The organism is Arthrobacter silvisoli (assembly GCF_003369445.1).
In the GTDB taxonomy this organism is placed as follows: domain Bacteria; phylum Actinomycetota; class Actinomycetes; order Actinomycetales; family Micrococcaceae; genus Arthrobacter; species Arthrobacter silvisoli.
The window spans coordinates 62,310-88,345 of the sequence record NZ_QRCU01000041.1; the positions used below are offsets into that span (position 1 = coordinate 62,310).

Annotated in this window: 23 protein-coding genes and 2 riboswitches; of the genes, 7 read left to right on the plus strand and 16 right to left on the minus strand. The window is 67.0% G+C overall.

The genetic code is table 11. The features are described 5' to 3' along the window. Positions 1-269: 269 nt before the first annotated feature. Complete coding sequence (locus DWV11_RS12325) at positions 270-851, minus strand: LytR C-terminal domain-containing protein (protein WP_115789219.1); 582 nt, start codon at positions 849-851, stop codon at positions 270-272. 60 nt (positions 852-911) lie between these two features. Further along, on the minus strand, positions 912-1,247 hold the full coding sequence (locus tag DWV11_RS12330) for a DUF3263 domain-containing protein (RefSeq protein WP_115789220.1): 336 nt from the start codon (positions 1,245-1,247) through the stop codon (positions 912-914). A gap of 117 nt (positions 1,248-1,364) precedes the next feature. On the opposite strand from DWV11_RS12330, the gene DWV11_RS12335 reads away from it, so the two are divergent. Then, on the plus strand, positions 1,365-2,132 hold the full coding sequence (locus DWV11_RS12335; RefSeq protein ID WP_115789221.1) for a uracil-DNA glycosylase: 768 nt from the start codon (positions 1,365-1,367) through the stop codon (positions 2,130-2,132). A 10-nt stretch (positions 2,133-2,142) separates the two neighbouring features. Next, positions 2,143-2,985: a siderophore-interacting protein gene (locus DWV11_RS12340; protein WP_115789222.1), complete on the plus strand. Its 843-nt coding sequence runs from the start codon at positions 2,143-2,145 to the stop codon at positions 2,983-2,985. Here the strand turns inward: DWV11_RS12340 and DWV11_RS12345 are convergent. The 11 genes from DWV11_RS12345 to DWV11_RS12395 all read right to left on the minus strand — a co-directional run bounded on the left by DWV11_RS12345 (position 2,982) and on the right by DWV11_RS12395 (position 15,851). After that, complete coding sequence (locus DWV11_RS12345) at positions 2,982-4,481, minus strand: threonine/serine exporter family protein (protein ID WP_115789223.1); 1,500 nt, start codon at positions 4,479-4,481, stop codon at positions 2,982-2,984. The two genes, DWV11_RS12340 and DWV11_RS12345, sit on opposite strands and share 4 nt — an antisense overlap. 62 nt (positions 4,482-4,543) lie before the next feature. Then, the gene (locus DWV11_RS12350) at positions 4,544-5,617 is read right to left on the minus strand and encodes a lipid II:glycine glycyltransferase FemX (RefSeq protein ID WP_115789224.1); all 1,074 of its coding nucleotides are present in this window, start codon (positions 5,615-5,617) and stop codon (positions 4,544-4,546) included. A 141-nt stretch (positions 5,618-5,758) separates the two neighbouring features. Continuing rightward, positions 5,759-6,580 carry a DNA/RNA non-specific endonuclease gene (locus tag DWV11_RS12355; RefSeq protein WP_115789225.1) on the minus strand — a complete coding sequence of 274 codons (822 nt, stop codon included), beginning with the start codon at positions 6,578-6,580 and terminating at the stop codon, positions 5,759-5,761. Positions 6,581-6,628: 48 nt separating this feature from the next. Next, entirely contained in the window at positions 6,629-8,044 is a 1,416-nt protein-coding gene (locus DWV11_RS12360; RefSeq protein WP_115789226.1) for an L-serine ammonia-lyase, read from the minus strand. Positions 8,045-8,232: 188 nt separating this feature from the next. Then, entirely contained in the window at positions 8,233-9,555 is a 1,323-nt protein-coding gene (gene glyA / locus DWV11_RS12365; RefSeq protein WP_115789227.1) for a serine hydroxymethyltransferase, read from the minus strand. Beyond that, complete coding sequence (gene gcvH, locus DWV11_RS12370; protein WP_115789228.1) at positions 9,552-9,935, minus strand: glycine cleavage system protein GcvH; 384 nt, start codon at positions 9,933-9,935, stop codon at positions 9,552-9,554. Before gcvH ends, glyA begins: the two co-directional genes overlap by 4 nt. Before the next feature lie 92 nt (positions 9,936-10,027). Then, positions 10,028-11,146, minus strand: a complete 1,119-nt coding sequence (gene gcvT, locus DWV11_RS12375; protein ID WP_115789229.1) for a glycine cleavage system aminomethyltransferase GcvT — start codon at positions 11,144-11,146, stop codon at positions 10,028-10,030. 29 nt (positions 11,147-11,175) lie between these two features. Beyond that, positions 11,176-14,043 (minus strand): aminomethyl-transferring glycine dehydrogenase, encoded by a 2,868-nt coding sequence (gcvP, locus tag DWV11_RS12380; RefSeq protein WP_115789230.1) that lies wholly within the window; start codon positions 14,041-14,043, stop codon positions 11,176-11,178. A gap of 52 nt (positions 14,044-14,095) precedes the next feature. Further along, a riboswitch (glycine riboswitch) is annotated at positions 14,096-14,199 on the minus strand. A gap of 1 nt (position 14,200) precedes the next feature. Beyond that, positions 14,201-14,298, minus strand: a riboswitch (glycine riboswitch). 136 nt (positions 14,299-14,434) lie between these two features. After that, complete coding sequence (locus DWV11_RS12385; RefSeq protein WP_115789231.1) at positions 14,435-14,977, minus strand: TetR/AcrR family transcriptional regulator; 543 nt, start codon at positions 14,975-14,977, stop codon at positions 14,435-14,437. A gap of 49 nt (positions 14,978-15,026) precedes the next feature. Further along, positions 15,027-15,479, minus strand: a complete 453-nt coding sequence (locus DWV11_RS12390) for an SRPBCC family protein (protein WP_115789232.1) — start codon at positions 15,477-15,479, stop codon at positions 15,027-15,029. 3 nt (positions 15,480-15,482) lie between these two features. Then, positions 15,483-15,851 (minus strand): ArsR/SmtB family transcription factor, encoded by a 369-nt coding sequence (locus DWV11_RS12395; protein ID WP_245953593.1) that lies wholly within the window; start codon positions 15,849-15,851, stop codon positions 15,483-15,485. Positions 15,852-15,949: 98 nt separating this feature from the next. Between DWV11_RS12395 and trxB the strand changes: the two genes are divergently transcribed. The 5 genes from trxB (at position 15,950) to DWV11_RS12420 (ending at position 22,640) form a co-directional block, all read left to right on the plus strand. Next, positions 15,950-16,927 carry a thioredoxin-disulfide reductase gene (trxB, locus tag DWV11_RS12400; protein WP_115789234.1) on the plus strand — a complete coding sequence of 326 codons (978 nt, stop codon included), beginning with the start codon at positions 15,950-15,952 and terminating at the stop codon, positions 16,925-16,927. A gap of 162 nt (positions 16,928-17,089) precedes the next feature. Further along, positions 17,090-18,130, plus strand: coding sequence for an iron ABC transporter substrate-binding protein (locus DWV11_RS12405; RefSeq protein ID WP_115789235.1), 1,041 nt, complete (start codon positions 17,090-17,092; stop codon positions 18,128-18,130). A gap of 4 nt (positions 18,131-18,134) precedes the next feature. After that, positions 18,135-19,727 (plus strand): ABC transporter permease, encoded by a 1,593-nt coding sequence (locus DWV11_RS12410; RefSeq protein ID WP_115789236.1) that lies wholly within the window; start codon positions 18,135-18,137, stop codon positions 19,725-19,727. Continuing rightward, a complete protein-coding gene (locus DWV11_RS12415; protein WP_210725734.1) occupies positions 19,724-20,875 on the plus strand; it encodes an ABC transporter ATP-binding protein in 1,152 nt (383 codons plus the stop codon). The genes DWV11_RS12410 and DWV11_RS12415 overlap by 4 nt, the downstream gene beginning before the upstream one ends. A 220-nt stretch (positions 20,876-21,095) precedes the next feature. Beyond that, positions 21,096-22,640: an APC family permease gene (locus tag DWV11_RS12420; protein WP_115789237.1), complete on the plus strand. Its 1,545-nt coding sequence runs from the start codon at positions 21,096-21,098 to the stop codon at positions 22,638-22,640. A 152-nt stretch (positions 22,641-22,792) separates the two neighbouring features. Here DWV11_RS12420 and DWV11_RS12425 read toward each other — a convergent pair whose 3' ends face one another. The 3 genes from DWV11_RS12425 to DWV11_RS12435 all read right to left on the minus strand — a co-directional run bounded on the left by DWV11_RS12425 (position 22,793) and on the right by DWV11_RS12435 (position 25,940). Further along, positions 22,793-23,338, minus strand: coding sequence for an AMIN-like domain-containing (lipo)protein (locus tag DWV11_RS12425; RefSeq protein ID WP_115789238.1), 546 nt, complete (start codon positions 23,336-23,338; stop codon positions 22,793-22,795). A gap of 333 nt (positions 23,339-23,671) precedes the next feature. After that, positions 23,672-24,982 carry a hypothetical protein gene (locus tag DWV11_RS12430; RefSeq protein WP_115789239.1) on the minus strand — a complete coding sequence of 437 codons (1,311 nt, stop codon included), beginning with the start codon at positions 24,980-24,982 and terminating at the stop codon, positions 23,672-23,674. A 91-nt stretch (positions 24,983-25,073) separates the two neighbouring features. Further along, the gene (locus DWV11_RS12435) at positions 25,074-25,940 is read right to left on the minus strand and encodes a hypothetical protein (RefSeq protein ID WP_136017903.1); all 867 of its coding nucleotides are present in this window, start codon (positions 25,938-25,940) and stop codon (positions 25,074-25,076) included. Between the last annotated feature and the right edge of the window lie 96 nt (positions 25,941-26,036).

Sequence of the window (26,036 nt, forward strand, 5' to 3'; positions counted from 1 at the left end):
GTCTGGGGGCAATGTTATTCAGGCGTGACCGGCGGAGCGAGGTCAAGGAGCCGGCGGTGGGCCCACGCCGGCGAGGGTTCCCTGGCCGAAGCGGAGCGAGGTCAGGGAGCCGGTGGTGGGCCCACGCCGGCGAGGGTTCCCTGGCCGAAGCGGAGCGAGGTCAGGGAGCCGGTGGTGGGCCCACGCCGGCGAGGGTTCCCTGGCCGAAGCGGAGCGAGGTCAGGGAGCCGGTGGTGGGCCCACGCCGGCGAGGGTTCCCTGGCCGGGGATCAGTTGTACCCGGGTCCGAGCACGACGACGACCGGCACCTGGTACTCGGCGGTGTCGAGCAGTTCGGTGATGCCCAGGAGCTTGCCAAGAGCTTCGGCGTTGCCCTTCTGTTCCGGTCCGTTGTAGAAGATCGCGGAGGCCTGCTGCGGAGTGCCCTGCCAGTTGCCGACGTCGGACAGCGCCCAGCCGTCGTTCTGCACCGTGGTGGAGACCCTGCTGGCAAGGCCGCTGACCCCGGCCCCGTTGTAGACCGCAACCGGGGTCGTCTTGTCGACGGCGGCGCTCGTCGTTGGCGTCTCACTCGGCGTGGGGGTCGCGCTCGGGCTGGCGCTGGGGGTGCTGCTTGCGGACGGCGACGGCGTGGGCTGCTGCGATGCGGCGGCCTGCTGGCTTGGCGCGGCGGTGGGCGCGGACTTGGGCAGGATCAGGAACGCCGTCAGGCCGACCACCAGGGCCAGGGCTCCAAGGACCAGGACCGGCCACAGCGCCGGGCGGGAGGCCGGCGTGACGACGCGGTGGACACCCTGGCGCGAGGAGTTTTGCGGCACACGGTCGAATTCATCGCGGGGGAATTTGGTCATGATGAAGCGGTGTCCTTGCTGCTTGCTGCGGGAATCAGCCCTGCACCCAAGCGTCGGGGCTCAGGCGCCGGATCCGAGGCGGCGGGCCGTGCGGGCGCGCTGCCGTGACGTACGTAGTCTACGCAATCTCTTCACCAGCATCGGATCGTGTGCCAGCGCATCCTCTGAATCGATGAGGGCGTTGAGCAGCTGGTAGTAGTGCGTCGCCGAGAGGTCGAACAGCTCCCGGATGGCCTGTTCCTTGGCGCCTGCGTACTTCCACCACTGGCGCTCCAGGGCCAGCATCTGCTGCTCCCGCGCACCGAGCGGAGAGTCGCTGCGGACTTCGGTGCTGAGGTCATCCAGGGCCCAAGCGCCGCTTGCGGGCGCCATCGGTTCCTGCGCGGGCTCTGCCACGACACACTCCTTCGACGCTTGCCAACACAATCCCTCCCTATGGTAACGGGCAAATAACAGCCATGTCATTTGCCGGGCCGTTTCGCCGCCGTTCCTTTCCGCAGGAAGAATGGAGGCGTGGGAAGCGATGAAACGCTGTTTGAACTCGACGCCGGAAACAGCTCCGCGGATTTCGAGGAGCTCTGCAGCCTGCCGTTGTCCGCGCTCGTGGCCCCCGATTGGGCGGAAGCGCTGGCGGGTGTGGAACCGGAGCTGCGCGCCGTGCTGGGCTTTGTCGCGTCCGAATCGGCCCGCGGCGCCGAGGTGCTGCCCGCTGCTGCCGACCTGCTCCGCGCTTTCCGCCAGCCCCTTGCCGGGGTGAAGGTGCTGATCCTCGGCCAGGATCCGTACCCGACGCGGGGCCATCCCATCGGACTCTCCTTCGCGGTGTCGGGGTCCACCCGGCCCATTCCCCGGAGCCTTGCGAACATCTACCGCGAAATGGAATCGGACCTGGGCCTGCCGCCGCGGACCCACGGCGACCTCAGCGCCTGGAGCAAGGAAGGCGTGCTGCTGCTGAACAGGGTCCTGAGCGTCACCGCGGGCAGTGCCGGATCGCACCGGGGCAAAGGCTGGGAAGCCATTACGACGGCGGCCGTCGCCGCCGTCGCCGGCCGCCGTACCGCGGACGGAAAACGGAAGCCGCTGGTCGCCATCCTCTGGGGGAAGGACGCCGGGGCGCTCGGACCCCTCCTGGACGGGACGCCGTCGATCTCCTCCGCGCACCCGAGCCCCCTGTCCGCCTCCCGCGGATTCTTCGGCTCACGGCCTTTCAGCAGGGCCAACGAGCTGCTCGTCGAACAGGGCGCGGACCCGGTCAACTGGGAACTGCCGGTGACGCCTTAAGCTTGGCTATGTGACTTCCCTCCCGGCCACCTCCTCCGCGAACCGTACGTCCCGCCCGCAGGTCAACCTGACCGTGCTACGCACCGAGCAGCTGTCGCCACATCTGGTGCGCGTCATTGCCGGCGGTCCCGGGTTCGCCGGCTATGCGAACAACGATTTCGTGGACCGCTACGTCAAGATCGTCTTCCCGCAGCCCGGCGTCGCCTACGGGGAACCGCTGGACCTCTGGAAGATCCGGGAGACCATGCCCCGGGAACTCTGGCCCCACACCCGCACCTACACCGTGCGGTGGGTGGACGAGGAGGCTCAGGAACTGGCCATCGACTTCGTAGTCCACGGTGACGAGGGACTGGCCGGCCCCTGGGCCCTGCAGGCCAAGCCCGGCGACAGCCTGGTCTTCACCGGACCTGGCGGCGCGTACAACCCTGACCCTTCTGCGGACTGGCACCTCTTCGTCGGCGATGACGCCGCCCTGCCGGCCATCGCCGCCTCGATCGAAGCCCTCCCGGCCGATGCAAGGGGTTTGGCGTTCCTCGAGGTGGACGGCGAACGTGACGTGCTGGACATCAAGGCGCCGGCCGGCGTCGAACTGGCCTGGCTCTTCCGCGAGGGCGTGTCCGCCGGCTCCGGCAGCTTCCTGCTGGACGCCGTGCGCAATGCCGCCTGGCTGCCCGGGCGCGTCCACGTCTTCGCCCACGGGGAGCGCGGCTACATGAAGGGCCTGCGCGATATATTCTTCCGCGAGCATGAATTGGAGCGTAGCCAGGTGTCGCTCTCCGGCTACTGGGCCCAGGGCCGGGTGGAGGATCAGTTCCAGGCCGAAAAGAAGCTCCCCGTAGGCCAGATCCTCTAGCGGCGACGGCGGACCCGGCGCCGCTCGTTGCTGGCCAGGTTCCGGGTCAGCGGGCGGGCGAGGTTGTCACCCAACACGATTCCCGCAGCGGTGGCCAGGACAATCGCCCCGGCGTTGAGCATGCCGCCGGTCCCGGCAAGGATGTCCGCTTCCTCGATGGTCAACACATACATCGAACGGAATATGGTCAGGCCGGGCAGCAGGATCAGCGCGGCCGGAACGGCCACCACTAACTGCGGCGCACCGAGCCTGAGGGCCACGATGCGGGCCAGCAGGCCGATCACCACGGCTGACAGGGCCGGGGACAGCCGGCCCCCGAGCCCCAGTGTCGTGGCGCCCCACAGCACGAAGAAGCCCACCAGGCCGACTGCCGCCGTCGGCAGCAGCAGCTTGAGCTGGGTCTGTTCCGTAATGCCGATCGCCACAACTGCCATGCCGATCAAGAGCGCCTGCGCCCACAAGGGATAAGCGTCCGGGAAGGTCTGGGTGACGTCGATCGCCTGGCTGCCGAGGCGGTCGCCCAGGACGAGGGCGACGGCGATGCCTGCCACGATGGCGCCGAAGGTCAGGATCGTGGACAGGAAACGCCCGGCCGCCGTGACCGGGAAGCCGTTGATGGCGTCCTGCACCGAGGAGACAAGCCGGCCCGTGGGCAGGAGGAGCAGGATGCCGCCCGCCACGACGATGGACGGGGCGATGTCCGCCCCGGCCCAGCGAAGCATCACGGCGATGAAGGTCACCAGAAAGGAGCAGGCCGCCGTGACATAGAAATCGGGAGTCCGCCAGCGGCCGAGCTGCCGGGCGAGGAGGCTGACGAGCAGGTTCGAGACGAAGGCCAGCGCGGAAGCACCAGGGCCGCCGCCCAGTACGCCGACGAAGGCCGCGGAGAACACGCCGAAGGCCACGGTGACCATCCAGCGCGGGAAGGGCTTGCTCTTGCGGATGATGTCGTTCAGGCGGCGGACGGCTTCGTCCCTGCCGACTCCCCCGGCCACGATGTCGGTGACCAGCTGGTGTACCTGGGCCAGCCCGGCATAGTTGTTGGTCCAGGAGCGCACCACCCGGAGGAGGGTCACGGGGGTCTGGTCCTTGGGCGAGTAGTTGATGGCCACCGACTGGTTGGTGATGTCCACCTCGATGTATTTCAGGCCCAGGGAAGCGGTGACTGCGATGATGCTGGTTTCCACTTCCAGGGCGCCGGCGCCGTAGCGGAACATCGTCTCGGCAAGGTGCAGCGCGAAGTCGATGGTCTTCCGTGCGGAGGCATCCACTCCGCCCACCTGGATGGTCGGGTTCGCATATGGGCTGCCGGCGAGCCGGTCCACGATGCTCAGGGGAGCCGTGGGCGGGTTTTCGCCCTGCACCAGGCGCCGGAGCATCCGCCGGGCGCTGATGTTCTGCTGTACCTGTGAGGGTCGGATCGGCTGCGTCTTCGGCAGCCCGTCCGTCTGGGGCCGGCTGCCTGCGTCCGACTTCTGTTCAGGGCGGTCGGTCAAGCGGGTCTTCCTCCAGGTCGGGCGGCCGTCAAGGCCATGCAGCAGGTGTTGCAGCTGCGATTCTAGTAGAACTGCTGCCCGGTGCGGCGGGTGTAGAGCTGGCGGGCGATCCGCTCTCCCGCCACGGTCCAGAGCTTGTATTTCAGGGGGCTGAGCACTTGGTCGTAGCAGCCCACGAAGTCCGTGACGGTCTTGCTGAAGCTGGTCTTGAACAGGCCCAGGCCGTGGAAGGGGTGCGTGCTGTCCTTGACCTTGTCCGCCGGCGGGGTGCCGCAGAAGTCGTACTCGGTGCAGCCCAGTTCCTTGACCTGGTTGATGGCGGTCCACTGCACCAGGTGCGAGTCGCCGTACTGGCCGCGCTTCTGCAGGGAGCCGCCGTCCTTGTAGGTGCCCTTGCGGCCGTAGTTGATCACGAAAGCGCCTACGGAGGGGACCCCGTTTTCGTAGACGAACAGCAGCCGGCCCTGGTCGCGCTTGATGAAGTTGGTCCAGAAACGGTTGTAGTAGTCGAACTCCCTGACCCGGACCTGGGACTTGGCTTCCACGGTGTTGGTCATGAGCCCGTACATGGCCCGGAAGTTCTCCTCCGTGGGGTCCACGTTGAGCACTTCGACGCCTTCGCGGATGGCCCGGCGCACGGCGTTGCGGCCGCGGGAATGGAGGGTGCGCAGCAGCGGCTGCTCCTCAAGGGAGATGTCCAGGAGCGCCGTGGAGTCGTTCGGCTGCAGGTTGGGCGTCTTGACCAGTCCGGTGGCCTCGATGGCCGCGCGGGCTTCGTCCGTGAGCACGATGTCCGGTTCGATCTTGATAGCGAACACGCCGGCCTTGCTGCGCTTGACGAACTCCGCGTTGGCGCGGACGATGCCGGCGATATCCGCCACCTCGGCGACGTCCGGGCCCTTGATGAGGTACCAGAGCTTGCCCAGCACCGGAAAGGACTTCTCCAGGACCAGGTTGTAGCTGGTGTAGTGCGGGCCTTCGTAGACCAGGTGGAGGGGCTTCCAGCCGTAGTGCTGCTTCACCTCGGCGAAGGCCTCGGACTGCAGGAGGTTTCCACCGTTCGGGTTGGCTGTTACCAAGGCATCCCAGTTGGCAATTTCCTCGGCAGTGGCAAAGCGGGCGGTGAATTCTCGCAAGGGGGCCGTGTCCAATCAGTCGGTCCAATCAGTCGCGTACAGGAGAAGCGCAGCCACAAGTCTATCGGCACCGGATGACGGCGCCCGCCCGGCAAGTCGCGCACAGCGCAGCCCCGGCGTCCGCCAGGGCCCGTGCGGGTGCTAGAGCCTGATCTGGGCGGCGCTCTCCAGGAACACGGCCTTGGGCTTCTCTCCGAGGGCGCGCTGCCCGCGGGCGAGGCGGTCGGCGTCGACGAGCCCGTCAAGCGCCAGGCCGGTCAGCTCCGCGATGTCCTGGATGGGCACCTGGAACGTGCGGAAGGGACCCAGCGGGGGCGGCTCGTCCTCCAGGAGCCGCTTGCGCGTGGCCTTCTCCAGCTCCACCTTGTCCAGCAGGGACGTCTGGTCCACTACGAAACCCACGGCGCCGAGTTCGGCCTCGTTGGTCCAGGCGGCGATCTTCCAGAATTTCCGCGGCACGTTCACCCCGCGGTACGGCGGATCGTCGTCCCGGAAGACCGGACCGGTGAAGACGCTCAGCTTGGCGTCGTAGGTGTCCGCATGCCCCAGCACATGGTCCTCCAGGCCCACCCACAACTGCTTGCCCTGGTTGAAGTCGTCGATCTGCGGGGCCGCGTTGGTGAAGACGAAGGTGTCCTGGTTGGCCGTCTTGGCCGTGGCCTCGTCGCCCCACACCGGATCCAGACGGCGCACCAGGTGGCCCCGGTCGAAGGCATTGTTCTTGTAGACCTCAGGCCCGGCCTGCTGATCCTTGGGCACCCTCGAATCGAAATGCCAGGTGCCCTCCCGGGCCAGGGCCTCCAGCTCCCTCCCGTTGATGTTGACCCCGACGATCGCCGCAAGTTTCCGGTCCGGACGGAACCGCACCGAGAAGTGTGTGTAGTCCAGAAGAATCGTCGTCACCGACGGACTGGGCAGCTCAAGGCCGGCCCGCAGGAACCCGCTGTCGTATCCCCCGCTCATGGGAAAAGCATGGCACCGGGCTCAGACAATAAACAGGGTGCGGGGGCGTCAGCACTCCACCACGTTGACGGCCAGGCCGCCCATTGCGGTTTCCTTGTACTTGGAGCTCATGTCCTTGCCCGTTTCCCGCATGGTCACGATGACTTCGTCCAGGGAGACCCGGTGCGAGCCGTCGCCCCACAGCGCCATCTTGGCGGCGTTGATGGCCTTCGCCGCGGCGATCGCGTTGCGTTCGATGCACGGGATCTGCACCAGGCCGCCGATGGGGTCGCAGGTGAGGCCCAGGTTGTGCTCCATGGCGATTTCGGCGGCGTTTTCCACCTGCGCCGGAGTTCCGCCCATGACCTCGGCCAGGCCGGCCGCGGCCATTGACGAGGCCGAACCGACCTCACCCTGGCAGCCTACCTCGGCGCCGGAAATGGAGGCCTGCTCCTTGTAGAGCACGCCCACGGCACCGGCCGCCAGCAGGAACTTCACGATCACGTCTTCGCGGTCCTGCTGGGTGGCTTTGTCCATGCCGGGGGCGAAATGCAGGGCGTAGTAGAGCACAGCCGGGATGATGCCGGCGGCACCATTGGTGGGTGCCGTGACAACGCGTCCGCCGGAGGCGTTCTCCTCGTTCACCGCCAGGGCGATCAAGTTCACCCATTCCTGCCAGTACTTGGGGTCCCGGTCCTTGTCTTCCTTCAGCAGGCGGTCATGCCAGTCGGGAGCCCGACGGCGGACCTTCAGTCCCCCGGGCAGCACGCCTTCGCGCTTGATGGACTTCTCCACGCAGCCTTCCATGACGGACCAGATGTGCAGGAGGCCCTCACGGATTTCCTCTTCGGAACGGGAGGCGAGCTCGTTGATCAGCATGATCTCCGAGATGCTCAGTCCCTTGGAGGCGCAGCGCCCCAGCAGTTCGGCGGCGGTGCGGAACGGCAGCGGGAGTTCCTTCTTGGACTCGTCCAGTTCCTTCTGCGCGGCGTCCTCTTCACCCTCGCGCACAATGAAGCCGCCGCCCACGGAGAAGAAGGTGGCAGTGTGCAGCACCTCGCCGTCGGCGTCGCTGACCGTGAAGGTCATGCCATTCGTGTGGCGCGGCAGCACGGTCAGGGGGCGCAGCACCATATCGGACACGCCGTACGGCAGGGCCACGCCGCCGTCGGGATCAAGCGAACTGGCCACGTGCAGCGTCCCGGTGTCCGCGATCGCCGCTAGGCGTTCCTCGACCTCTTCGGGCAGGATCACCTCGGGGTGGTAGCCCTCCAGGCCCAGCAGGATGGCCGTCATGGTGCCGTGCCCGTGACCGGTGGCGGCAAGCGAGCCGTACAAATCCACGCGCAGGGACGCGACGCGCGGAAGCACGCCGCTCTCCTTCAGCTCGCCCGCGAACACCGCGGCAGCACGCATCGGCCCCACAGTGTGGGAGCTCGAGGGTCCAAGGCCAACAGTAAAGAGGTCAAAGACGCCAACAGCCATGTCGGTTCCTAACTAGGTGGTTACTTCTCGGGTTCCGCTGAACCGGCATCCTCTGCGGGCTCGGACGCATGGACGCCCGCTGCGCGGACGTGATGCTCCCTTGGACGCCCGCTGCCGGATGCCGGCCCAGCGGTTTGCCAGCAGCGCGCTGTTTGGAACGGCATGCTGTTGGCTTGAAAGGGGTGGTGTCAGCCGAGGTTGCTGACAGCCGGGTAAAGCGGGTGTGCTTCGGCGAGGACCTCAACACGGTGACGCAGACCGGAGAGGTCGGCACCGGCGTCGGCGATCAGCGCTTCGGCGATGATATCCGCGACTTCACGGAAGGCCGCTTCGCCGAAGCCGCGGGTGGCCAGGGCCGGGGTGCCGATCCGCAGTCCGGAGGTGACCATCGGCGGGCGCGGGTCGAACGGCACGGCGTTGCGGTTGACGGTGATGTCAATCGCGGCGAGCCGGTCTTCGGCCTGCTGGCCGTCGAGTTCGCAGTTGCGCAGGTCCACCAGGACCAGGTGCACGTCGGTGCCGCCGGACACCACGGAGATGCCCTTGGCCGCGACGTCCGGCTGGACCAGGCGCTCGGCCAGGATCCGGGAACCGGCCAGCACGCGGGACTGGCGCTCCTTGAACTCTTCCGACGCGGCGATCTTGAAGGCCACGGCCTTGCCTGCGATCACGTGCTCCAGCGGGCCGCCCTGCTGTCCCGGGAAGACGGCGCTGTTGATCTTCTTGGCGATCTCGGCGTCGTTGCTCAGGATGATTCCGCCGCGCGGACCGGCGAGGGTCTTGTGCGTGGTGGAGGTGGTGACGTGGGCATGCGGGACCGGGCTCGGGTGCAGCCCTGCTGCCACCAGGCCGGCGAAGTGCGCCATGTCCACCATCAGGTAGGCGCCCACCAGGTCCGCGATGCGGCGGAACTCGGCGAAGTCCAACTGGCGGGAGTAGGCGGACCAGCCGGCAACGATCAGGGCCGGCTTGTGCTCCAGCGCCAGGGCCTCGACCTCGGCCATGTCCACCGTGTGGGTGTCTTCGCGCACGCCGTAGGGCACCACGTTGTACAGCTTGCCGGAGAAGTTGATGCGCATGCCGTGGGTCAGGTGGCCGCCGTGGGCCAGGTTCAGGCCCATGATGGTGTCGCCAGGCTTGATCAGGGCGTGCATCACGGAGGCGTTGGCCTGCGCGCCGGAGTGCGGCTGCACGTTGGCGTACTCGGCGCCGAACAGGGCCTTGACGCGGTCGATGGCGAGCTGTTCGATGACATCCACGTGCTCGCAGCCGCCGTAGTAGCGCTTGCCCGGGTAACCCTCGGCGTACTTGTTGGTCAGGACCGAACCCTGCGCCTGCATCACGGCGACGGCGGTGTGGTTCTCCGAGGCGATCATTTCCAGGCCGCCGCGCTGGCGGCCCAGCTCGTCGTCGATCTTCGCGGCGATTTCCGGGTCGAGTTCGGACAGCAGGGCGTCGAGGGACGGGGAGACGACCTGGTCGAATGCGGTGGTTCCTGCAGCGGTGCTCACAGTTCGCCTCCGTTCTTGGCAGCGTATTCTTCGGCGGAGAGCAGCGGGCCGTCGGACACGGCCGCCACCTTGAAGAGCCAACCGGAACCGTAGGGGTCGCTGTTGATCACGGCGGGGTCGTCGACGGCGGTGGTGTTCAGTTCCGTGACCTCGCCGGTCACCGGGGAGTACAGGTCGGAGACGGACTTGGTGGACTCGACCTCGCCGCAGGTTTCGCCGGCGGTCACGGTGGAGCCGACCTCGGGCAGGTCGACGTAGACGATGTCACCGAGGGCGTCAGTGGCCACGGCGGAGATTCCTACGGACACAACGTTGCCGTCTTCGCGGGCAACCCATTCGTGTTCCTCCGAGTACTGGAGTCCTGCTGCAACTTTTGCCATGTTCATTCCTTACGTTTCGTTGTCTGGAAAATCAGTTGTCTGAGAATCAAGGGGCGGGGGCGCCGGCCGGATCTTCCGTCCGGCGCCCAACCTTACTTGGCGCGCTTGTAGAACGGCAGCGCGATGACTTCGAAGGCCTCGACCTTGCCGCGCAGCTCGGCTTCCAGGGCGGTGCCGATCTCGGAATGCTCGACGTCGACATACGCCATCGCGACCGGGTACCCGAGCGTCGGGGAGGGCTGGCCGGAGGTTACCTCGCCGATCACGGCGCCGTCCTTCAGCACCGGGTAGTGGCTGCGGGCGGCACGGCGGCCCAGGCCCTTCAGGCCAACGAGCCGGCGGCCCGAAGTGGTCCCTGCGCCGGCTGCCTTGAGGGCAGCCAACGCTTCCTTGCCCACGAAGTCGCCTTCCTTGGACAGTGCCACCACAGGGCCGAGGCCGGCTGCGAAGGGGTTGCCTTCGAGGGAGAGCTCGTTGCCGTAGAGCGGCATGCCGGCCTCCAGGCGCAGCGAGTCGCGGCAGGCAAGGCCGCACGGAATCAGGCCCAGCCCGGCGCCCGCTTCGCTGATCGAGGCCCACAGCGCAGCGGCGCCTTCGTTGGGCAGGAACAGTTCGAAGCCGTCCTCGCCGGTGTAACCGGTGCGGGCCAGGATAACGTCGTGCCCGGCAACGGTGACCTCGTCGAAGGCGTAGTACTTCAGCCCGCTGACCAGGTCATGCTGGGCATCGTCCGTGAGCTTGAGCAGGATGGCCTCGGCGTTCGGGCCCTGCACGGCGATCAGGGACATGGCCTCGGAGACGTTCTCCACGACGACGTCGAAGCCTTCGGCGCGCTGTGCCAATTCGGCAGCGACGGTGGGCGCGTTGCCCGCGTTGGGAACCACGAGGTACTTCTCCGGACCGAATCGGTAGGTGAGGAGGTCATCGATGATGCCGCCGTCGGCGTTGCAGATCAGCGAGTACTTCGCCTTGCCGTCCGCGATCGCGGACAGCTTGCCCACCAGCGCGTAGTCCAGGAACGCGCCGGCGTCCGGACCGGTGACCCAGACCTCGCCCATGTGGGAGAGGTCGAACAGGCCGGCGGCCTGGCGGACGGCGTGGTGCTCGGCCAGTTCGGAGGAGTACTTCAACGGCATCTGCCAGCCGCCGAAGTCCGTGAAGGAAGCCCCGAGTGCTTCGTGCGTGCCGTAAAGGGCAGTGTGCTTGCTCATGTGAATGTCCTTAGGGAGTCGGCGCGGACTTAGTTCTCGAACTCAGAGATCGGCGGGCAGGAGCAGACCAGGTTGCGGTCCCCTGCTGCACCGTCGATGCGTCCGACCGGCGGGAAGTACTTGTCCTGCTTGAGCGACTTGACCGGGAAGACGGCCTGCTCGCGCGGGTATTCACGCTTCCAGTCCGACGACACGACGGCGGCCGCGGTGTGCGGTGCGTTGCGCAGCGGGGAGTCCTCCACCGTGAAGTCGCCGGCGGCAACCTGCTCGATCTCGGCGCGGATCGTGATCATGGCCTCGATGAAGCGGTCGATCTCGCCGAGGTCTTCGGACTCGGTGGGTTCGACCATCAGGGTGCCGGCCACGGGGAAGGCCAGGGTGGGTGCGTGGAAGCCGAAGTCGATGAGGCGCTTGGCCACGTCTTCGGCGGTGACGCCGGTGCGGGCGGTCAGTTCACGCAGGTCCAGGATGCACTCGTGGGCCACGAGTCCGCCTTCGCCGCTGTACAGGACCGGGAAGTACTCGTTGAGGCGGGCGGCCACGTAGTTGGCGGCCAGCAGCGCGGACTTGGTGGCTTCGGTGAGGCCTTCGCCGCCCATGAGCTTCACGTACGCCCAGGAAATCGGCAGCACGCCGGCGGAGCCGTAGCGGGAGGCGGAGATCGCCACGCCGTGGCCTTCCTCGTGTGCGGCCTTGGTGGCGTCGCCTGGCATGAACGGAGCCAGGTGCGCCTTGGCCGCGACCGGGCCCACGCCCGGGCCGCCGCCGCCGTGCGGGATGCAGAAGGTCTTGTGCAGGTTCAGGTGCGAGACGTCGCCGCCGAACTTGCCTGGCTGGGCCAGGCCCACCAGGGCGTTGAGGTTGGCGCCGTCGACGTACACCTGGCCGCCGGCCTCGTGCACGGCGTCGCAGACTTCACGGACGTCCCCGTCGTACACGCCGTGCGTGGACGGGTAGGTGATCATGATGCAGGACAGCACGTCCTTGTTGGCACCGATCTTGGCCTGCAGGTCATCGTGGTCGATGAGGCCCTCGGCCGTGGTGGCGACCACTACGACCTTCATGCCGGCCAGGACGGCAGAGGCGGCGTTGGTGCCGTGGGCCGAAGCCGGGATGAGGCAGACGTTGCGCTGCTCGTCGCCGCGGGAGAGGTGGTAGCCGCGGATGGCCAGCAGGCCCGCGAGCTCGCCCTGGGAGCCGGCGTTGGGCTGGATGGAGACCTGGTCGTAGCCGGTAATGGTGGACAGGTCCGCTTCCAGACCTTCGATCAGTTCACGCCAGCCGGCAGTCTGGGATTCCGGGGCGAAGGGGTGGATCGAGGCGAATTCCGGCCAGGAGATTGCTTCCATCTCGGCGGTGGCGTTCAGCTTCATGGTGCACGAACCCAGCGGGATCATGGTGCGGTCCAGCGCCAGGTCCCGGTCGGAGAGCTTGCGGATGTAGCGCAGCAGCTGCGTTTCCGAGCGGTGGGTGTTGAACACCGGGTGCTGCAGGTAGTCGGAGCTGCGCACGACGGCGGCGGGCAGCTCGAGCCCGGAGGCGTCACCTTCGGCGGGGGAAGCCAGGGGGCCGGCACCGAAGGCGACGGCGACCGCGGAGAGGACCTCCGGCGTCGTGGTTTCATCCACGGAAACACCGACGGTGTCGGCGTCGATCCGGCGCAGGTTGATGCCGCGGGCTTCGGCGGCGGCAATGACCTGCCCGGCCTTGCCGGGCACCTTGACCGTGATGGTGTCGAAGAAGGACCCGCTGACCAGTTCCCGGCCGGCGGCCTGCAGGGTGGCGGCCAGGGTGCGGGCGTGGCCGTGCACGGTTTCGGCGATGGCCTTCAGTCCGTCGGGGCCGTGGTAGACGGCGTACATCGAGGCGGTGATGGCCAGCAGTGCCTGCGCGGTGCAGATGTTGGAGGTGGCCTTCTCGCGGCGGATGTGCTGCTCGCGGGTCTGCAGGGCCAGGCGGTAGGCCGGGACGCCCGCGTTGTCCTTGGACACGCCCACGATGCGGCCCGGGAGCTGGCGCTCCAAGCCCTTGTGCACGGCCATGTAGGCGGCGTGCGGGCCGCCGAAGAACAGCGGGACACCGAAGCGCTGGGCCGTGCCGACGGCGATGTCGGCGCCCTGCTCACCCGGAGGGGTGATGAGGGTCAGGGCCAGCAGGTCGGCGGCGACGGTGACGAGGGCGCCGCGTTCCTTGGCGGCGGCGATCACGGCGCCCTGGTCCCAGACCCGGCCGGACACGCCGGGCTGCTGCAAGACGATGCCGTTGATGTCGCCGTCGGGCAGGCCCTGGGAAAGGTCGGCGACCTCGACCTCGAAGCCGAGCGCCTCGGCGCGGCCCTGCACGATCGCGATGGTCTGCGGCAGGACGTCCGCATCCACAACGGTCTTGCCGGCAACTGCGGACTTGTTCTTGTTGGCGCGGCGCATCAGCAGCACGGCCTCGGCCACGGCGGTGGCTTCGTCGAGGAGGGAGGCGTTGGCGATGGGCAGGCCGGTGAGGTCTTCCACCATGGTCTGGAAGTTCAGCAGGGCTTCGAGGCGGCCCTGGGAGATTTCCGGCTGGTACGGCGTGTAGGCGGTGTACCATGCCGGGGCTTCGAGGATGTTGCGGCGGATCACCGGAGGGGTCACGGTGTCGTAGTAGCCCTGGCCGATCATTTGCACGGCGGTCTTGTTCTTGGCGGCGAGCCTGCGCAGCTCGGCCAGGACCTCGACCTCGCTCAGGGCCTTGCCGAGGGAGAGGGGGGATTCCTGGCGGATGTCGTTGGGAACCGCAGTGTCCACCAGCGAGTCGACGGTGTCGTAGCCGACGGTCTTGAGCATGTGGTCGATATCGGCCTGGCGGCGGGCGCCGATATGCCGGTCCACGAAGGCGGTTGATGCTGAACTAACAGTCACGAAGGAACTCCATTGACGAAGGGGGCGCTGGGTACGCCACAGTGGTTGGGTTCCTCCCCGCTCTGTCTTGGACCTGAGAGATTCCGCAGACGAGTCTGCTTGCACCGTCGGTGAGCCCTTTGTCCCGCAGGGACAGCGTGCTGCTTTCCAGAGTTGCCTTGCTGCGGCGGTACATGGGCCTGAGAGATTCCTGGGGAGGATTTGCTCCTACGGCGCCTGCATCACGTGTCTGCAGGACTCTCCCGCCGCAGATCAGAGGCATATTCATTTGTGTCTTTGCTGCGCGCGGCAACCGGTGATGGTTGCCACAAGGCTCAATTGTCCTATGGAGCGGACCGGTTCGCAAATGTCTCCGGCTGCCACCTCGCCGGGGCAGCTGCCCGCGGCCCGGTCAGCCCTTGCGGAGGATCTCGACGGCGGCAATCAGGGCCTCGACATCGGCCTGCCGATGGGCGGCAGCACCCCCGTGGCTGCCTTCGAGCATGGCGTTGAAGTACAGTCCGTCGCCCATGTAGCGGACGGCTTTGGCCAGCTCCGGCCCGATCTCCCCGGCCAGCACGTCCAGCCATTGCTGCTGGATTCCCGCGAAGCGCCGGCGCGTCTCCTCGTGCGCCACTTCGGCGAGCCTGGTCGCCGCCACGAACACCCGGTCCATGGGCGTATCGTCCCAAAGCGAGGACTTGATGAAGTACACAGCCGCACCCTCCGGGGCCGACTTCATCGCGTCGATATCCGCCTCGGCCAGCCGGTCGAGCCGCTCGAGGAGGGCGCCGATCATCGCCTCCTTGTTGGGAAAGTGGTAGAGCAGGCCGCCCTTGGAGACGCCGGCGCGCTTGGCAACGGCGTCAAGGGTGGCGGCCCGCTCCCCCTCGTCGATCAGGAGGGCTTCGAAAGCATCCAGGACGGCGTCCCGGGCAATGGGTTTACGCGGCATGGTTTACATCATCCCCCACCCGCCGCGGCCCGCCACGCACGGGAGCGCGTCACCCGGCTTCGACGAACGCCTGCAAGGCGTCCAGCAGGCCTTCGGTCCCTTCCTTGCGGCCCTCCACATGGTCCTCGTCCGTGAAGTAGGCGCCCTGTTCGGTCAGCGTCAGGCGGGTGCCGTCGCCGTCGGGCTCCAGTTCGATGGTGGACAGCGAAACGGACATGCGTTCACCGTCCAGCAGCATTTCGTAGCTGTAGACGATCCGCTCGTTCTCCACGATGTCGTGGTAGACGGCCTTCATCGTGGAGACGAAGCCACCCTCGGGTCCTCCGCTGTCCGTCTCGGTGCCGCCTTCGCGGAAGTCCAGGCTGGATTCGCCCCGGACCCACTCCGCCGGGCCAGTGAACCATTTCTTCTTGCTCGCGCTGTCCGCGAAGGCGGTCCAGACGCGGGATACGGGGGCGTTCAGCCGGCGCTCGAGGCTGAAGCTGGCGTGGGTGATGCTCATGTCCTACTCCTTGAGTTGGGTGCTGCCTTCGTTGCTTTCTTCGTTGCTGCCTTCCAGGAACTTCCCGAGCCGGTCCAGGCGCCGCTCGGCGCCGGTCCGGCGGAGGCCAAGCCAGGCTTCGGCCGAGCGGACAACCGCGGGGACGACGCTGCAGCTGCGGACCCGGCCGATCTTCTCGCTCCGCACCAGCCCGCTGCGCTCCAGGACCTGGAGGTGCTGCACAATCGCCGGCAGGCTCATCGCGAAGGGTTTCGCGAGCTCCGAGACCGGCGCAGGCGACTCGCAAAGCCGGGACACGATGGCCCGCCGGGTGGGATCGGCGAGGGCGTGGAAAACGGCGTCGAGATCCGCCTCTCCCTGATTGTTAAGCACATACTTAAGTATTTGCTTTTCCTCCCGGATGTCAAGGGCTTGCAACGGCATCCGCCCCGCCCCTTGATCGGACGCCCGGTTCTTGCTCCACTGGCACCATGAGCACCGAACAGCTGATCATCATCGGGTCCGGCCCCGCCGGCTACACCGCCGCCATCTACGCCGCCCGTGCCGGGCTGGAACCGCTCGTCGTCGCCGGCTCCGTCACCGCCGGCGGCGCCCTGATGAACACCACCGAGGTGGAGAACTTTCCTGGGTTTCCGGGCGGCATCCAGGGCCCAGAACTGATGGACGGACTCCAGGAACAGGCGGAGAAATTCGGCGCCAGGATAGTGTTCGACGACGCCGTGTCGGTGGAGCTGACGGGCCACCTCAAGCGCGTGGTCACGGGAGCCGGGGACACCCACGAGGCGCCCGCTGTCATCCTTGCCACCGGCTCGGCCTACAAGGAACTGGGCCTGCCGGAGGAGAAGAGGCTCAGCGGCCACGGGGTCTCCTGGTGCGCCACCTGCGACGGATTCTTCTTTCGGGAACAGGACATCATCGTGGTGGGCGGCGGCGACTCCGCCATGGAGGAGGCCACCTTCCTGACGCGCTTCGCGAAGTCCGTGACCGTCGTCGTGCGGCGCGAGGAACTGCGCGCGTCCCGGATCATGGCCCAGCGTGCCAAGGACAACCCCAAGATCAGCTTCGCCTGGAACTCCGCCGTCTCCGCCATCCACGGCAACGCCAAGGTCACCGGCGTCACTCTGAGCGATACCCGCAGCGGGGAAAAACGGGAACACGCCGCCACGGGGATCTTCGTGGCCATCGGCCACGTGCCACGCACCGAACTGCTGACGGGCCAGGTGGACCTGGACGCCGAAGGCTACATCAAGGTGGTCTCGCCCACCACGGTCACCAACCTCCGCGGCGTCTTTGCCTGCGGCGACGCCGTGGACCACCGCTACCGGCAGGCCATCACGGCCGCGGGCAGCGGATGCGCCGCTGCCTTGGATGCCGAACGCTACCTCGCGGCGCTCGAGGACGCGGACAGCATCGCCACGGCACTGGTGGAGGAACCCACGCACTCCTGAGCGACCCGGAGGTATTTACGTCACATTGGTTTTGCGTAATATGTGCGATTCCGGCGAACATGGGGCATGCTTGATGGGTTCAAAGGTTTGGCTACCCTAATTTCGGGCGGTCTTCCTTGGCTTCGCAAACCCCACGGCTCCTGTTCGCAGAAAGTAGCATCCATGATCCGCAAGAACGCGCTGGCCGGCATTGCCCTTGCCGCCGCCGCTGCCCTCAGCCTGGCCGCTTGTGGCGGCTCCACCCCGTCCGCAGAGAGCAGCAGCCCGGCCGGTCCCACCGACATCACGGTCTACAACGCCCAGCACGAGAGCCTGACCAAGGAATGGGTCGAGGAGTTCACCAAGGAGACCGGCATCACGGTCACGCTGCGCCAGGGTTCGGACACCGAAATGTCCAACCAGATCATCCAGGAGGGCGCAGCCTCCCCCGCGGACGTCTTCCTGACCGAGAACTCCCCCGCCATGGCGCAGGTGGAGAACGCCGGCCTCTTCGCCGACGTCGACAAGGCCACCCTCGCCCAGGTGCCCGCCAACTTCCGCCCCTCCACGGGCAAATGGACCGGCATCGCTGCGCGCTCCACTGTGCTGGTCTATGACAAGAACAAGATCAGCGAGGACAAGCTGCCCAAGTCGATGCTGGACCTGGCCAAGCCGGAGTGGAAGGGCAAGTGGTCCGCTTCCCCGTCGGGCGCCGACTTCCAGGCGATCATCTCCGCCCTGCTCGAACTCAAGGGCGAAGCCGCCACCAAGGAATGGCTCAAGGGCATGAAGGAGAATGCCAAGGAATACAAGGGCAACAAGACCGCCATGAAGGCCGTCAACTCCGGCGAAGTGGATGCCGCCCTGATCTACCACTATTACTACTACGGCGACCAGGCGAAGACCGGCGATGACTCCAAGAACGTCACCCCGTACTACTTCAAGAACCAGGACCCGGGCGCCTTCCTCTCCATCTCCGGCGGCGGCGTGCTGAAGTCCTCCAAGAACGCGGCGAAGGCGCAGGCCTTCCTGAAGTTCATCACCGGCAAGAAGGGCCAGGAGATCCTCCGCGACGGCACCTCCTTCGAGTACGCCATCGCGTCCGGTGTCGCGGCCAACGGGAAGCTCGTCCCGGTCAAGGAACTCCAGGCCCCCACCGTTGATCCGGCCAAACTGAACTCCAAGAAGGTCACCGACATGATGACCGAGGCAGGACTCCTCTAATTCCGTGAGTACCGTTCCATCGGCTTCCGTTTCCCAGGGGAGCACGACGACGGCGGGCAAGGGCAAGCGCCCTCGCCCGCCTTTCGGCGTTCCAGCCCTTTCCGTCATTGCGGTCCTGATCGCACTTTTCTCGCTCCTGCCGCTGGGCTACGTCGCCTACATGACGGCGGCCACCGGCTGGGACACCGCCGCCGGGCTGATCTTCCGGCCGAGGGTGGGTGAACTGCTGGGGAACACGATCCTGCTGATCCTCATCACGGTTCCGCTGTCCCTGGTGCTGGGCGTCGGCGGGGCCTGGCTGGTGGAGCGGACAGCACTGCGCGGGCATCGCGTGTGGGCTGTCGCCTTGGCCGCGCCGCTGGCCATCCCGGCCTTCGTCAACAGCTACGCCTGGGTCTCCGCGGTGCCGTCGCTGGAAGGCATCTGGTCCGGTGTCCTGATCGCGACCCTGTCCTACTTCCCTCTGGTCTACATTCCGGCAGCCGCGATGCTGGGCCGGCTCGACCCTGCAATTGAACAGTCCGCAGCCTCCCTGGGACTTGGCCCCTGGGCGGTGTTCTTCCGGGTGGTGCTGCCCCAGCTGAGGATCGCCATGACCGGCGGGGCGCTGCTGGTGGCCCTCCACCTGCTGGCCGAATACGGCGCCTTCGCGATGATCCGCTTCGACACCTTCACCACGGCGATCATGACCCAGTTCCAGTCAACCTTCAATGGCACCGCGGGAAACATGCTGGCGAGCGTGCTGGTGCTGTTCTGCCTGGGCCTGCTGGTGGTGGAGGTCCGCAGCCGCGGCACCGCCCGCTATGCCCGCATCGGTTCGGGCGCCCAGGCCAAGCCCACCCGCCTGCGCCTCGGCGTTTTCCAACTGCCTTCCCAACTGGCCCTGCTGGCCCTCACCGTGCTCGCTTTCGGTCTGCCGTGCTGGCTGGTTCTGCGCTGGGTCCTGCTTGGCGGAAGCGCGATCTGGGATGCCGCCGAGTTCATTCCCGCGCTGCTCCAAACCCTCGCCTACGGGCTCACCGGCGCCCTCGTGACCACCGTGGTGGCGTTCCCCCTGGCGTACCTTGCGGTCCGGAACCCCGGCTGGTTCAGCAAGGCACTCGAGCTCTCCAACTACGTCACCAGTTCACTGCCCGGAATCGTGGTGGGCCTGGCGTTCGTGACCATCAGCATCAGGCTGCTGCCCGGCGTCTACCAAACCTCCGGGCTCCTCATCGCCGCCTACGTGCTGCTGTTCCTGCCCCGCTCCCTGGTGAACCTGCGCTCCGGGCTGGCCCAGGCACCCAAGGAACTCGACGAGGCGGCCCGTTCGCTCGGAAAATCCCCTTGGTTGGCATTCCTGAAGGTCACCCTGCGCCTGAGCGCACCGGCCGCCGCCGGCGGCGCAGCGCTGGTGTTCCTCGGCATCGTGAATGAGCTGACGGCGACCCTGCTCCTGTCCCCCAACGGCACCAGCACGCTGGCCACGGAATTCTGGAGCAAGAGCAGCGAGATCGACTACTCCGGCGCCGCCCCCTACGCGCTGCTGATGATCCTGCTCTCGGCACCCATGACTTACCTGCTCTTCCAACAGTCCAAGAAAGTGGCCGGACAGTGACCGAACAATCCCCTTCCCTCCTTCCCGCTCCCCGTATCGCCCCGGCCATCGCCTCGACCACAGATCCGCACCTGGAGATCATCGACGTCACCAAGAACTTCGGTGCCCAGGCCGTACTCAAGGGCGTCAACCTATCCGTTGCCAAGGGCGGAACCACCGCGATCGTCGGCCCCTCGGGATCGGGCAAGACCACCCTCCTGCGCCTGATCGCGGGCTTCGAGTACCCTGACACCGGATCGATCAGCCTCAACGGCCGGCAAGTGGCCGGCAACGGCGCCTGGCAGCCGGCCCATAAGCGGCACGTGGGATATGTAGCGCAGGACGGCGCACTGTTCCCGCACCTGACGGTGGGGCAGAACATTGCCTTCGGCCTTGACCACTCAGCGCTCGACGGCGGCCGCCGGGCCGTGCGTGACCGGGTCGCCGAGCTGCTCGACATGGTTTCCCTCGACCCCGCGATGGCGAAACGCCGCCCGCACCAGCTGTCCGGCGGCCAGCAGCAGCGCATCGCCCTTGCCCGGGCACTGGCGCGCAAACCCGAGCTGATGCTGCTCGACGAGCCGTTCTCCGCACTGGATGCCGGCCTCCGGGTCGCCACCCGCCGGGCCGTGGCCAACGTACTGAACGAGGCCGGAGTCACTACTATCCTGGTCACCCATGACCAGGCCGAGGCACTGTCCTTCGCCGACCAGGTGGCGATCATGCGCGGCGGAACGCTGGCCCAGATCGGCAACCCCTTCGTGGTCTACACCCGGCCCGCAGACCGCGCCACCGCGGAATTCCTCGGCGACGCGGTCATCCTGGACGCCTGGATGGAAGGCTCGCTGGCGACCTGCTCGCTGGGCGGAATCCCGGTCCGCCGCCCCCCGGCCCAGGGTGCCGTACAGCTGATGCTCCGGCCGGAACAGATCCGGATCGCACCCGACGGCCCGATCCGCGGCGTGGTAGTGGACACCGACTACTTCGGCCCGGAAACCACCGTCCGGATCCGGCTGGCTCCCAAGCCTGGCGCCGGTTCCGACCACCGCTTCCCCGGCGGCGGGGAAGTCATCACCATCCGGCACTGGAACGCCTCCATCACGAAGCCGGGCACAGAACTGTGCCTGCGCGTGGTGGGTGAAGGTGTGGCCTTCCCCGTGGAAAACTAGGCGCGGCTCCGGGGCGGAAGCCCGCTCCGAGCCGCTCCACATCCCGCTTCGCAACCGCGCGGAACCCAACCAACAAAACAAAAAAGTGATCCAGCTTGCATTGGGGCCGCTCTGCGTCCATACTAAATGAACGCTATTCATTTAGTGATTCTTGTCTCAATGGCCGAGCGGCAATCTTCGTCCTCCCCCGACCACGCCCGGCCAGCTAGAAAGGGCCCACATGAGCCAGACAATCAATCGCGACGGCAACGCCGCCAGCTCCGTACATAAGATCAGCGGCAAGGGACTGAAGACCGGGCAGCTCGGCCTGCTCGCCGTCGTCGTCCTCGGCATCTCCTCCGTTGCCCCGGCGTACAGCCTGACCAGTTCGCTCGGCCCGGCCGCGGACGCCGTCGGACTGCAGTTGCCCGCAATCTTCATCCTTGCGTTCATTCCCATGATCCTCATGGCCTTCGCCTACCGGGAACTCAATGCCGATTCCCCGGACAGCGGCACCACTTTCACCTGGGCCACCAAGGCCTTCGGCCCGTGGGTCGGTTGGATGGGTGGATGGGGCCTCCTGGCCGCCAACATCATCGTCCTCTCCAACCTGGCCGGCGTGGCAGTGGACTTCTTCTACCTGTTCCTCGCTCAGGTGTTCGGAAACCCGGAACTGGCGGACCTCTCCACCAACACGGCACTGAACATCGCAACCTGCCTGGCGTTCGTGGCATTGGCCGTGTGGGTCAGCTACCGGGGCTTGCAGGCCACCAAGCTGGTGCAGTACAGCATGGTCGGCTTCCAGATCGTCGTCCTCGGCCTTTTCATTGTCATGGCCATCGCCCACGCAGCCTCGGGCGACACCCCTACCGCCATTGCCTTCAGCTGGGACTGGTTCAACCCCGCCAAGATCGGCAGCTTCGAACAGCTCGCCGCGGGCATGTCCCTTGCCGTGTTCGTCTATTGGGGCTGGGACGTCTGCCTGACCCTGAACGAAGAGACCAAGGGCGGAAAGGGCACCGCCGGCAAGGCGGGAACCACCACCGCGGTAGCCGTCCTCGGGCTCTACATCGCCGTCATCGTGGCAACCATGATGGTCGCAGGCATCGGAAGCGACGGCATCGGCCTGAACAACCCGGACAATCAGTCGAACATCTTCGCGGCCCTGGCCTCGCCCGTGATGGGCCCCCTCGCCATCCTGATGTCCCTGGCCGTGCTGTCCGGCACCGCCTCCTCGCTGCAGTCCACCATGGCATCCCCGGCACGCAGCCTCCTGGCCATGAGCCACTACGGCGCGCTGCCGAAGAACCTTTCGGCAGTAAGCAAGCGCTTCGGCACCCCCGGCTATGCGACCATTGCGGCGGGCGCGATTTCCGGCGGCTTCTACGCAGTGATGAAGGTGGTCAGCGAGAACGTCCTGAACGACACCATCATGGCCCTTGGGCTCATGATCTGCTTCTACTACGCACTCACCGCCTTCGCCTGCACCTGGTACTTCCGCAAGAGCCTGTTCTCCAGCGTGCGCAACTTCTTCATGCGGCTGCTCTTCCCCCTGCTGGGCGGCCTGGTGCTGACACTGGTGTTCTTCCAGACGGCCGTGGACAGCTGGGCACCGGAGTTCGGAAGCGGCTCCGAAATCGGCGGCGTGGGCCTGGTGTTCATCCTCGGCATCGGCATCCTGGCCCTGGGTGTCGTGGTCATGCTGGTCATGGCCCGGCTGCACCCCGGCTTCTTCAAGGGAGAGACCATCCGCAAGGACACTCCCGCGCTGGTGGTCCCCGAGTAGCTTTCGACGTCTGAGCGGAGCGTCGGAACGGGCCGCGCGGCCTGAAGCGCGGCCCGCAAAGAAGCCCTGGTCCGGATTTCCGGGCCAGGGCTTCTTCTGTGCCATGCCTCCGGCGGCGGGCCTAGCGGCTCACCCCTTCGCCGGGCCGCGGCTCACCAGAAGTGAGCCACATCCACCACCAGCCGTGAACCCGTTCCCGGTCCGGCCAAGGTAAAGACGCGGAACGGCAGCCGTGCCCGCACCCCGAGACCCACCGTGGTGTAGCCCTCGAAGCTGCCCGCCCAGGCCACCTGCCGGAAGGTCTGGTACCCGGAGACGTTGGTCAATTCCTTCTTGTTGACTGGGTTGTACGTCGGTTGTCCGCTGCTGTTGTATGCCGGGGCGTTGACGGTGACCTGGATGAAGGCACCGCCGCGCAGCGGCACGGGAAGGCCGGAGCCGTCCTGGACCACCTGGGAAACATACTTGACCGTGTACCCGGCCACTTTGCCGTTGAGGTCGATCACCAGTCGGTCGTAGCAGGGCTGTTGACCTGTTCTGACGTTTGTTACTTGTGCACCGGACATCGCGGCGTTGGTCTTGGCCAACGACCCCCAGACGAGTCCGCAATATGAGGCCGCCGAAGCGGGCCCCGGAGCGATGAGACCAAGACCGGCAGCCATGAGCAGAGCTGCGAGCCAGGTGTAGACCTTTTTCATTTCGGGCCACCTCCCTTGAGTGATTGATACCTCAAGGGTAGGAGCGTTTTGGCCCGTAATAACGGCTCGTATCCGCTTCGGCGCAGAACCGTTAGACGTTCCGCGGACCGGTCACGGAGTGTCATCCCGGAGGGCTTGGATTGGCCGTTTTCCAGGCTCCTGCGGGGCTTTCAAAACCCCGTTCGTTATGCGGGATAACGGCACCGGCCCGCCGGCTTGCGGTCCGGTGCCGCCCCTCCTCCTTCCGCTTGCTGTCCATACCGGCCATGCCGGCGAGGGTACCCCGTCCCCCAGCAACGGGGCGGCCTCACCGGCCTGGCCACCGTATGTGGATTACCGGGCCGCCTTGGCAAAGCCCGCGAACGGCTTCACCCGCTTGGCCAATGCGCTCAGCACCACGAACCCGACAAGCAGGCCCATCAGGAGGGCCAATAGGTCGGCGCCAAGGGGCTGGGCAAGCGACGCAGCGAGCGCTGTGCACAGGCCAAGGGGAGTTGCCGCAACGGGAGTTGCCGCAACGGCACCGGATCCCGAGCCATTCGTGGACCCGGAACCCTTCGTGCCGCCGTCGACTACAACATCAACCCCCGGAGCAGATCCGTTGCCCGATCCCGGCTCTCCGCCGGTGCCGCCAGCGGCCCCACCATCACTGCGCCCTGCGCTGAGATCCCCCAGCAGGCCGTTGAGGAATCGAACCACGGCGGGAACAGCACCGTTCGCGTTGCCAGCGCCACCATTCTGTTTTCCGCCGGAGTTGGCGGTGCCAAGGATTGCCGTGTTGCCAAGGAGTCCCGTGCCCAGGACAGCTGCATTGCCGGGCAGCTTCGTGCTACCCAAGGCGCCCGTCCTGCCAAGGCCGAGGACGCCCGTGCCGAGGATCCCTGCCTCGCCGAGGACGTCGGCGTTGCGAAGAACGCCGAGCCCGGTTCCGTCAAGGTTCCCGGGGACAGTCCTGCCGCCGGGAACGCGGGCCGTGGTTCCCCCGGGATTGCCGGGGACACCCGTGCCGAGGATCCCCGTCTTACCAAGGAGTCCCGAAGTGCCGAGTACGCTTGTCCCCGCGCCACCGAGGTTGCCAAGCGTCCCCGTGCCAAGCGCCGGTACCCGCGGCGTGCCAGCGGTAGGCACTGCCACGTTACCCAGCGAGACCGTTGCCGTCCCGGCTGTTGGCGCTGCAACGGCTGTGCCTGGCTTCGTGCCGGCCGTCCCGGCACCCAACGTACCCAGCGACACCGTCACATCGGCAGGCCCGGCATGCGTCCCGGTGGCACCCGCCGCCGGATCCGCCGTCCCGGCATCCAACGTACCCAGCGACACCGTCACGTCGGCAGGCCCGGCCTGCGTCCCGGATGTGGTGATAGCCGGGGTGCCCGTGGGGGCTGCCAGGCTATTGAGCGAAACCACCGCGGTTGTGGGCTGGCTCGCCGACGGCGATGACGTTCCTGTTCCAAGCGTTCCGAGCCGGAGGCTCACAGCGCCGTCGGACTGTTGTTCCGGAGCCGTTGCGCCAAGGGTTACCTGCAGGTTGCTGGTTCCCTCCTGGTTATCGGTGGCATCCGCAGCGGAAGCCGCGGCCGCCCCGACGAGCATGACTCCGCCTGCAAGCAGGGCGCCGTAAAGGCCCCTGCGCATGAAGTTTTGCATGTCGTTCTTCTCCTGAAATGAGCGTGAATGATCGTCCGCCTTGCTCAGGCAGGCATGGCTGATGCGGCCACAGCGGACCGCGGGCGATCATTCAGTCAGGAGAAAAACCGGGGTGGCGATTGAGGGCGCGTGGGTCAGGTCCGCTCGAGCGGGTCCTGAGCTCGCTGGCCGGGGTGAACGGCACGGCGAAAATATCGATGGTTCCGGCGAGCTGTTGGGTGCTCGGTCCCCCGGAGCCTGCGGCGCCGCCCACTCCGGTTGCGGGTGACGACGGCGAAGATGGGCCGCCGGGGCGGCCTGCCGGACCCGGCGCCGCCATTGCGGACGGGTTCCCTGAAGCAGGGGCCCGGCTGTCGACGTGCTGTGTGACCAGGAAGCGGGCGCCCGGGCCCTGCACCGCACCGAGGGCAGGCCCCGACGGCGGAGCAACGTGCTCCGTGCCCGCGGGTGCGGTTTCCACGGCAGGCTTGGCTGCGGCTGCCGGCAAAGCGGGCACCGTCACCACATACGGGACGACACCGCCAGCAACGCGGGCCGGCAGGGACGCCACTGTGGTGAGGACCGGTTTCACAGCCGTGGCAGCGTGATGGACGACGGAATCCACGACGGCGGCAAGCGGCTTGGAGATGGCCTGCGCCCGTGTTGGAGTCACCGATGCCGCGGTAGAGCTCAGATTCCGGGTGGTGGTTTCGACCGCGGCGAGCGAGGTGTCCGCCAAGGAAGTCACGCGGGCCGGGGGATGCCCGGCCACGGTCGACGCGCCGTCGGCGACGGGGTCCTTCGACGCCGGTTCGTTGTCCTGAACCGTCCGGATCGTGTCAGAAACCACGGAGGAAAGGTCGGAGGCGAAGCTTGATGCGGCGCTGACGAAGACCCAGGCGACAGCGACAAAAAGGGAACCGAGGAGGATACGCAGGGCACGCTGGAGGACGGTCAAGGGCACGATGTTCTGCCACATGGCGTTCACCCCCGGCGCGTGAAACCTCGAACGCTTGTTTCTTGAGGGTAGGAGCCTGCCAGGGGTAATTCAAGACCTCATTGCCCATCGATCGGC

Coding starts and splice junctions, on each gene's coding strand:
- DWV11_RS12425 (WP_115789238.1), bottom strand. CDS start 23,338: ATGAAAAAGGTCTACACCTGGCTCGCAGCTCTGCTCATGGCTGCCGGT.
- DWV11_RS12430 (WP_115789239.1), bottom strand. CDS start 24,982: ATGCAAAACTTCATGCGCAGGGGCCTTTACGGCGCCCTGCTTGCAGGC.
- trxB (WP_115789234.1), top strand. CDS start 15,950: ATGAGCACCGAACAGCTGATCATCATCGGGTCCGGCCCCGCCGGCTAC.
- DWV11_RS12325 (WP_115789219.1), bottom strand. CDS start 851: ATGACCAAATTCCCCCGCGATGAATTCGACCGTGTGCCGCAAAACTCC.
- gcvH (WP_115789228.1), bottom strand. CDS start 9,935: ATGGCAAAAGTTGCAGCAGGACTCCAGTACTCGGAGGAACACGAATGG.
- DWV11_RS12385 (WP_115789231.1), bottom strand. CDS start 14,977: ATGCCGCGTAAACCCATTGCCCGGGACGCCGTCCTGGATGCTTTCGAA.
- DWV11_RS12405 (WP_115789235.1), top strand. CDS start 17,090: ATGATCCGCAAGAACGCGCTGGCCGGCATTGCCCTTGCCGCCGCCGCT.
- DWV11_RS12355 (WP_115789225.1), bottom strand. CDS start 6,580: ATGAGCGGGGGATACGACAGCGGGTTCCTGCGGGCCGGCCTTGAGCTG.
- gcvT (WP_115789229.1), bottom strand. CDS start 11,146: ATGAGCAAGCACACTGCCCTTTACGGCACGCACGAAGCACTCGGGGCT.
- DWV11_RS12435 (WP_136017903.1), bottom strand. CDS start 25,940: ATGTGGCAGAACATCGTGCCCTTGACCGTCCTCCAGCGTGCCCTGCGT.
- DWV11_RS12360 (WP_115789226.1), bottom strand. CDS start 8,044: ATGGCTGTTGGCGTCTTTGACCTCTTTACTGTTGGCCTTGGACCCTCG.
- DWV11_RS12390 (WP_115789232.1), bottom strand. CDS start 15,479: ATGAGCATCACCCACGCCAGCTTCAGCCTCGAGCGCCGGCTGAACGCC.
- DWV11_RS12420 (WP_115789237.1), top strand. CDS start 21,096: ATGAGCCAGACAATCAATCGCGACGGCAACGCCGCCAGCTCCGTACAT.